Annotated in this window: 8 protein-coding genes; 1 reads left to right on the top strand and 7 read right to left on the bottom strand. The window is 71.3% G+C overall.

Annotated elements, in window-relative coordinates; translation table 11 throughout:
- The 7 genes from pheT to infC form a co-directional block, all read right to left on the bottom strand.
- Positions 1-1897: phenylalanine--tRNA ligase subunit beta (gene pheT / locus B9S61_RS00235; RefSeq protein WP_103540348.1), on the bottom strand; the 1897-nt coding region annotated here is incomplete at its 3' end.
- Positions 1897-3042, bottom strand: a complete 1146-nt coding sequence (gene pheS / locus B9S61_RS00230; protein ID WP_103540347.1) for a phenylalanine--tRNA ligase subunit alpha — start codon at positions 3040-3042, stop codon at positions 1897-1899. The genes pheT and pheS, both read right to left, overlap by 1 nt.
- A 167-nt stretch (positions 3043-3209) precedes the next feature.
- Positions 3210-4373, bottom strand: a complete 1164-nt coding sequence (locus B9S61_RS00225; protein ID WP_103540346.1) for an ATP-binding protein — start codon at positions 4371-4373, stop codon at positions 3210-3212.
- 88 nt (positions 4374-4461) lie between these two features.
- Positions 4462-5325, bottom strand: a complete 864-nt coding sequence (locus tag B9S61_RS00220; protein WP_103540349.1) for an RNA methyltransferase — start codon at positions 5323-5325, stop codon at positions 4462-4464.
- A gap of 228 nt (positions 5326-5553) precedes the next feature.
- Positions 5554-5937 (bottom strand): 50S ribosomal protein L20, encoded by a 384-nt coding sequence (gene rplT, locus B9S61_RS00215; protein WP_004933571.1) that lies wholly within the window; start codon positions 5935-5937, stop codon positions 5554-5556.
- Between the two features lie 98 nt (positions 5938-6035).
- On the bottom strand, positions 6036-6230 hold the full coding sequence (rpmI, locus tag B9S61_RS00210; RefSeq protein ID WP_003977225.1) for a 50S ribosomal protein L35: 195 nt from the start codon (positions 6228-6230) through the stop codon (positions 6036-6038).
- Between the two features lie 109 nt (positions 6231-6339).
- Positions 6340-7008 (bottom strand): translation initiation factor IF-3, encoded by a 669-nt coding sequence (infC, locus tag B9S61_RS00205; protein ID WP_103540345.1) that lies wholly within the window; start codon positions 7006-7008, stop codon positions 6340-6342.
- Positions 7009-7405: 397 nt separating this feature from the next.
- Between infC and B9S61_RS00200 the strand changes: the two genes are divergently transcribed.
- Positions 7406-7783 carry a DUF1844 domain-containing protein gene (locus tag B9S61_RS00200; RefSeq protein WP_103540344.1) on the top strand — a complete coding sequence of 126 codons (378 nt, stop codon included), beginning with the start codon at positions 7406-7408 and terminating at the stop codon, positions 7781-7783.
- Positions 7784-7866 lie beyond the last annotated feature (83 nt).

Below are 7866 nucleotides of genomic sequence, written 5' to 3'. Positions count from 1 at the left end.
TGTCGTCCTCGCTGGGGCGCCGGTCGACGGGCAGGCTCGCGGCCGCCCTGCGCTCGTCGCCCGGCTGGAAGACCAGACCGGTCTCGAACAGGGCGAGGTCGTGCGAGCCCCGGCCGTCGTTGCGGCGCAGCGCGCCGAGCAGACCCGGCAGCAGCGTGGTGCGCAGTGCGGGCTCCTCGTCGCTGAGCGGGTTGACCAGCCTGACCACACGGCGGGCCGGGTCGTCGGCGTCGAGACCGAGCTGGTCGAAGACCTGCTCACTGACGAACGGGTAGTTCGGCGCCTCGACGTACCCGGCGCCGGCGAGCGCGCGGCCGACGCGGCGGTGCAGCCGCTGGCGGCCGGTCAGTCCCCGGCCGGCGGGCGGCCTGGGCAGCGTGGAGGGCAGGTTCTCGTAGCCCTCCAGCCGGATGACCTCTTCGGCGAGGTCGTTCGGGTCGGTGAGGTCGGGCCGCCAGGACGGCACGGTGACGATCAGCTCGTCCTGCCCGCCCGTCTCCCGGCCACCGCCCCTCGACGACGCGTTCCACGCGGCAGAATTTCCATAGACGTCACAACCGACCTGCTGGAGGCGGCGTACGACGGTCTCCCGGCCGTACGTCACCCCCGCGACCCTGTCGGGGTGGTCGGCGGCGACGGTGATGGTGTGCGGCGCGGCCGGGGCGACGACCTCGGTGACACCGGCCTCGGCGGTGCCGCCGGCGAGCAGCACCAGCAGGTCGACGGTGCGCTGCGCGGCAGCGGCGGCGGCCTGCGGGTCCACGCCGCGCTCGAAGCGGCGGGAGGCCTCCGAGGACAGCTTGTGGCGGCGGGCGGTGCGCGCGACGGACACCTGGTCGAAGTGGGCGGCCTCGATCACCACGTCGCCGGTCGACTTCTCGAGGTCGTCGTGGTCGGCGATCTCGGTGTCGGCGCCGCCCATCACACCGGCGAGGCCGATCGGGCCGCGGTCGTCGGTGATGACCAGGTCCTCGGCGTGCAGCGTCCGCTCGACGCCGTCGAGGGTGACGATCCTCTCGCCCTCCGCCGCGCGGCGCACGCCGATGGTGCCCTGGACGAGACCCCGGTCGTAGGCGTGCAGCGGCTGGCCGAGCTCCATCATCACGTAGTTGGTGACGTCGACGGCGAGGGAGATCGGGCGCATGCCGACCTTCTGGAGCCGGCGCTTCAGCCAGATCGGGGAGCGCGCCTCGGGTCTGAGGCCGGTCACCGTGCGGGCGGTGAAGCGGTCGCAGCCGGCCGGGTCGGAGACCTCGACCGGGTAGCCGAACGCGTTCGGTCCCGGCACGTCGAGGAGGGCCGGGTCGCGCAGCGGCAGGCCGTAGGCGATGGCGGTCTCGCGGGCGACGCCGCGGATGGACAGGCAGTCGCCGCGGTTGGCGGTGACGGCGATGTCCAGGACCTCGTCGACGAGTTCCAGCAGTTCGATGGCGTCCTTGCCGACCTCGGTCTCCGGCGGCAGCACGATGATGCCGTGGGTGCCGTCGTCGCCCATGCCCAGCTCGTCGCTGGAACAGATCATGCCGTGCGACGTCTTGCCGTACGTCTTGCGGGCGCTGATCGAGAAGCCGCCGGGCAGGGTGGCGCCGGGGAGGACCACGACGACCTTGTCGCCGGCGGCGAAGTTGCGGGCGCCGCAGACGATCTCCTGGGGCTCACCGGTGCCGTTGGCCTGTCCGACGTCGACGGTGCAGAAGCGGATCGGCTTCTTGAAGCCCTCCAGCTCCTCGACGGTCAGCACCTGGCCGACGACGAGGGGACCCTTGAGGTCGGCGCCGAGGTGCTCGACGGTCTCGACCTCGAGGCCCGCCGAAATGAGCTTGGCCTGTACGTCCCGGCCGGTCTCCGTCGCCGGCAGGTCGACGTACTCCCGCAGCCAGGAAAGCGGGATCCGCATCAGATCTCCATCCCGAACGGCCGGGTGAACCGGACGTCACCCTCGACCATGTCTCGCATGTCCTCGACGTTGTGGCGGAACATCAGCATCCGCTCGATCCCGAACCCGAAGGCGAAGCCGCTGTACTTCTCGGGGTCGACGCCGCAGGCGGTGAGCACCCTCGGGTTGACCATGCCGCAGCCGCCGAGCTCGATCCAGCCCTCGCTGGAGCAGGTGCGGCAGGGCCGGTCGGGGTTGCCGACGGACGCGCCCCTGCAGACGTAGCAGAGCATGTCCATCTCGGCGGAGGGCTCGGTGAAGGGGAAGAAGTTCGGCCGCAGCCGGGTCTTCATCTCCGCGCCGAACAGCGACTGGACCATGTGGTCCAGGGTGCCCTTGAGGTCCGCCATGGTCAGGCCCTCGTCGATGGCGAGCAGCTCGACCTGGTGGAAGACGGGGGTGTGCGTGGCGTCCAGCTCGTCGGTGCGGTACACCCGGCCGGGGCAGATCACGTAGACCGGCAGCTCACGGTCGAGCGCGGAGCGGATCTGCACGGGCGAGGTGTGGGTGCGCAGCACGACACCGGACCCGGTGCCGCCCGAGCCCGCGGCGGAGCCGCTGTCGGATGCAGTCGCCACGAAGAACGTGTCGGCCTCGCCGCGGGCCGGGTGGTCCGGGCCGATGTTGAGGGCGTCGAAGTTGAACCACTCGGCCTCGGCCTCGGGGCCCTCGGCGACCTCGTAGCCCATGGCCACGAAGATGTCCTCGATGCGCTCGGAGAGCGTGGTCAGCGGGTGCCGGGCGCCGGCCGGTACGCGGTCGTGGGGCAGCGTGACGTCCACGGCCTCCTCGACCAGGACGCGCGCGTCGCGCTCGGCCTCCAGCTCGGTCTGGCGGGCGGCGAGGCCCTTGTTGACGGCACCGCGCGCCTGGCCGACGCGCTTGCCGGCGTCGGCCTTCGCGTGCGGCGGCAGTGCGCCGATCTCGCGGTTGGCCAGGGCCAGCGGGGAGGTACCGCCGGTGTGGGCGACCTTGGCCTCCTGGAGCGCGTCGAGGGAGTCCGCGGCGGCGAAGGCGGCGAGCGCCTCGTCCCGCATGCGCTCGATCTGTTCCGGTTTCAACGCCTCGACCTCGACCGGGTCGTACGACTTATTCGGTGCCGACATCTCTTCCCGTGCTTCCGTTGGCTGGCTGATGGTCCCCGTCATCGACTCGTGGACGAAACACCCGCGTGGTGTCGTCTGGTTCTTCGTCCTCGGGACGCAAAGGTGCCAAAGGCCGAGTCTAACGGGGCTGGGGAACGCCTATGCGCCCGTGGGGCCCGGTGGGCGTCTCAGGTGAGATACGCCGGTGCCGCCACGGGCAACGTAAATCGGAACTCGGCGCCGCCGCCGGGGGCGCGTCCGACCGTGATGGTGCCGCCGTGGGCTTCGACGATGCCCTTGACGATGTACAGCCCGAGGCCCGTCCCGCCGCGCTTGCTGCCCCGCCAGAAGCGGGTGAAGACGCGGTTCATGGACTCCTCCGGAATGCCGGGCCCCTCGTCGCTCACCGTGACCGACGTGGCTGCGGTCTCCACGGTCGCGGCGCTTTCGGCGGTCTCCCGTTCCCGTGGGGAGGCCGAGGGCGTGATGTCGATTGTGACGGTTCCCTCGCCGTGCCGCACCGCGTTTTCCAGCAGGTTGCTCAGCACCTGGTCGACCTTGTCGGGGTCGGCCCACAGGTCGGGCAGCGGGTGCTGCACCCGCAGGAGGAACCGGTCGGCCTGCTGCCCGGCGGCGACGTGGGCCTGGATGTGGCGTCCGACGGCGGCCCCGATGTCGACGGGCTGGCGCCGCACCTCCAGGCGCCCGGAGTCGATGCGGGATATGTCGAGCAGTTCGGCGATGAGCCGGGTGACCCGGTCGGCGTCGGCGTCGACGGTCTCCAGCATCAGCCGTTTCTGGTCGTCGGTGAACCGCTCCCACTTGGCGAGCAGCGTGGCGGTGAAACCCTTGACCGAGGTGAGCGGGGAGCGCAGTTCGTGGGCGACGGTGGCGATCAGCTCGGCGTGGCTGCGCTCGGTGCGGCGCCTGGCCTCGGTGTCGCGCAGGGTGACGACGACGCGGCGCACGGGTCCGGTGGGCCGGGTGCGGACGTAGCGCGCGGAGACGAGGACCTCGCGGCCGCCGTGCAGCAGGAGGTTGCGTTCGGGCTGGCCGACCCGGATGGCGAGGCCTCCGTAGGGGTCGGTGAGCTGCCACCAGCGGCGGCCCTCCAGGTCCTCTAACGGCAGGGCCGTCTCCAGCGGCTGTCCGAGGGCCTGTTCGGCGGGTACGGCGGTGATGCGGACGGCCGCCGCGTTGAAGCAGATCACCCGGCCGTGCTCGTCGGCGACGACGAGTCCGTCGGGGAGCTGGTCGGGGTCGATACCGAGTTCGGCGAGATCACCGGGCCGGGGCGCGGGCGGGCGGGCGGCCCGCTGTGCTCCCGGTGCGCTGCTCGTGCCGATACTCATCCCCGTACCCCACCTCTCCGGACTTCCGCGGGGCGCCCCGTGCTCGGGACCGGCCGAGAGCTTGGGGAGGGTCCCCGGGCTGGTCACCTTACTGGTTTCCGGTGACGGAGCGGCACCCTCCGGCGGCGCGCTGTGCACGTGCCGACGCGTAGAGACATACGGCGGCGGCGGTGGCCAGGTTCAGACTCTCCGCCCTTCCGTGGATGGGGACGCGGACGACGGCGTCGGTGAGCGCGCGGGTCTCCTCGGGCAGGCCCCAGGCCTCGTTGCCGAAGACCCAGGCGGTCGGGCCGCCCATGGTGCCCTTGTCGAGCTCGTCGTCGAGGTCCCGGTCCCCGGCGCCGTCGGCGGCGAGCAGCCGTACGCCCGCGTCCCGCAGTCCCGTCACGGCCCGTCCGACGGGGACGCCGACGGCGACGGGCAGGTGGAACAGCGAGCCGACGGAGGCGCGTACGGCCTTGGGGTTGTACAGGTCGACGGAGGCGTCGGTGAGGACGACGGCCTCGGCTCCGGCGGCGTCGGCGCAGCGCAGCACGGTGCCGGCGTTCCCGGGGTCGCGTACGTGCGCGAGGACGGCGACGAGGCGGGGCCGGGCGGCGAGGATCTCCTCGAACGGCGTGTCCAGGAACCGGCACACCCCGACGAGCCCCTGCGGGGTGACGGTGGTGGAGATGTCGGCGATGACCTGCTCGGAGGCCAGGTGTACGCGGGCACCGGCTGCCCGGGCGGCGCCGGTGATGTCGGCGTACCGCTCGGCGGCCTCGGGGGTGGCGAACAGTTCCACGAGCGTGGCGAGGCCGCCGCCCCGGTGCGCCGCGGCCTCCCGCACGGCCTGCGGTCCCTCGGCGAGGAACAGCCGCTCCTTCCCCCGGAAGTTCCGCTTGCCGAGCCGCCGGGCGGCGGCGACACGGGAGGAACGGGGGGAGATCAGCTCGGGGCTGACGGGGGCCATCTTCTTCACTTCCGGGAGATCTCGGACAGGCTGCATGTTCCGGGCAACGGGACTGCGGCGCCCTCAGGGGCGCGGGGCGGTATCGATATGCGGCTCCGCCGCGTGGGCGCGACCGGCCACAACGGACCCGCAGCCGAACAGCCGCGACCGACGACCGCAACACCAGGACCCGCAGGCAGCGAAGCCTGCGGGTCCTGCACTCACGTCCGGCTCAGAGCCGGCGCGGCGTCACGCGGCCTTCGGCGCGTTGACGTCCGCCGGCAGCGCCTTCTGCGCGACCTCGACGAGCGCCGCGAAGGCGGTCGCGTCGTTGACGGCCAGCTCGGCCAGGATCTTGCGGTCGACCTCGACGTTCGCGGCCTTCAGACCCTGGATGAAGCGGTTGTAGGTGATGCCGTTGGCGCGGGCAGCGGCGTTGATGCGCTGGATCCACAGCTGGCGGAAGTCACCCTTGCGCTTCTTGCGGTCGTTGTAGTTGTAGACCAGCGAGTGGGTGACCTGCTCCTTGGCCTTGCGGTACAGGCGCGAACGCTGACCGCGGTAGCCGGAGGCCTGCTCGAGGATCGCCCGGCGCTTCTTGTGGGCGTTGACTGCCCGCTTGACGCGTGCCACTTGTTAACTCCTTGTAGCGGGGCCGTGGTTGTGCCCACACGGCCCGAAATCGATTGGGTCCCGGTCTGACGTGCCTGTGGCGCTCGCGCGCCGGGGCGTCACTTGCCGAGAAGCTTCTTGATCTTCGCGGCGTCGCCCGGGGCCATCTCGGCGTTGCCGGTGAGGCGACGCGTCACGCGGGACGACTTGTGCTCGAGCAGGTGGCGCTTGCCGGCACGCTCGCGGAGCACCTTGCCGGAGCCGGTGATCTTGAAGCGCTTGCTGGCACCGCTGTGCGACTTGTTCTTCGGCATAGCGCCGTTCTCTCCTCGTCGGTGGCGCTCCGGTGCCCGGTCGTGAAACCGGGCACGGTGGAGCGTCGTACTTGTATTCGGTTGCTCCTGGGGGCGGCGCCCCCGGGGGTCACGCCTCGGCCGAAGCCTCGGCGTTCGCGACGTCGTCGGAGTCCGCGGCGTTCGCGGCGTCGGGGTCCGCGGCGTTCATCGAACGGCCGGGGTTGGCCTTCGCCTCCGCCTTGCGGGCTTCCTGCGCCTGGCGGGCCTCGGCCATCGCCTCGGTCTTCTTCTTGTGCGGACCGAGAACCATGATCATGTTTCGGCCGTCCTGCTTCGGGTTCGACTCCACGAAGCCGAGGTCGGCCACGTCCTCCGCGAGCCGCTGCAGCAGCCGGTAGCCGAGCTCCGGCCGGGACTGCTCGCGACCACGGAACATGATCGTGATCTTGACCTTGTCGCCCTGCTTGAGGAACCGGACGACGTGACCCTTCTTGGTGTCATAGTCGTGCGGGTCGATCTTCGGCCGGAGCTTCATCTCCTTGATGACCGTGTGCGCCTGGTTCTTGCGCGCCTCACGGGCCTTCATGGCCGACTCGTACTTGAACTTCCCGTAGTCCATGAGCTTGCACACGGGCGGACGGGCGTTCGCCGCGACCTCGACGAGATCGAGGTCGTACTCCTGCGCAAGCTCCAGGGCCTTGGCAAGCGGGACAATCCCGACCTGCTCGCCGCTGGGACCGACAAGTCGCACCTCGGGAACGCGAATCCGGTCGTTGATGCGGGGCTCGGCGCTGATGGATCCTCCTCGGTAGCACCACGCGACGGTCTGGCGGACAGCCGCGTAACGTCTCTGTTCGTTGGACCTGACCGGGCCGGAGCATGCAGAACGCCCCGGACGGTCACAGGCGGGGCTCCTCGAACTACCGGAGCACCGCCACGGGGACCGCGGGGCGCGTTATCGGGCGGATCGCCGTCTCGGGGACGAGGGACCGCCTGACCGGTGACCCGCCGCCCTGAGAGCGGCCAGGTGGGAGTTCGAAGCCTCCACTTGTGGGCCGGACTCGTGCGCCGTGAGGCATACGGGTCCGACCGGTCGTTACACAAGGTTAGCAGCTCCCGGTGAGGTGCACCAACCGGCCGTCTCCGGCCTCCTGGCGTCGAGGGGGCCTGCGGCTGCGCCTATCGTGTGGGGCATGAGTGACTCCCCCTCCTCGGACACCCCCGAGGCCACCGGCAACCCCGACTTCGACGCCATGACCCGCGACATCGCGGAGGTCCCGGCGGTCGAGGTGATCGTGACGGTCGCCGTCAATCTGATGAGCGCCGCCGCGGTGAAGCTCGGTCTGACCGAGGAGGGCGACAAGTTCAAGGACCTGGACGAGGCCCGCAAGCTGGTGCACGCGCTGGCCGGTCTGCTGGACGCCTCCGCGACCGAGATCAGCTCCTTCCACGCGGCCCCGCTGCGCGACGGTCTGAAGTCGCTCCAGCTCGCCTTCCGCGAGGCCTCGCTGGTCGCGGACGAGCCGGGCCAGGGGCCGGGCGAGAAGTACACGGGCGCGGTCTACGGCTAGGACCTCAGGGACGTACGTACAGGGGCTCGCCGGGCGGCGTCGCCTCGGCCGGCAGGAACGCCAGGTCGAGGCCGCGCACCAGG

The organism is Streptomyces sp. SM1 (assembly GCF_002910825.1).
In the GTDB taxonomy this organism is placed as follows: Bacteria; Actinomycetota; Actinomycetes; order Streptomycetales; family Streptomycetaceae; genus Streptomyces; species Streptomyces okerensis.
This window is presented reverse-complemented; position numbering and strand designations above follow the sequence as displayed.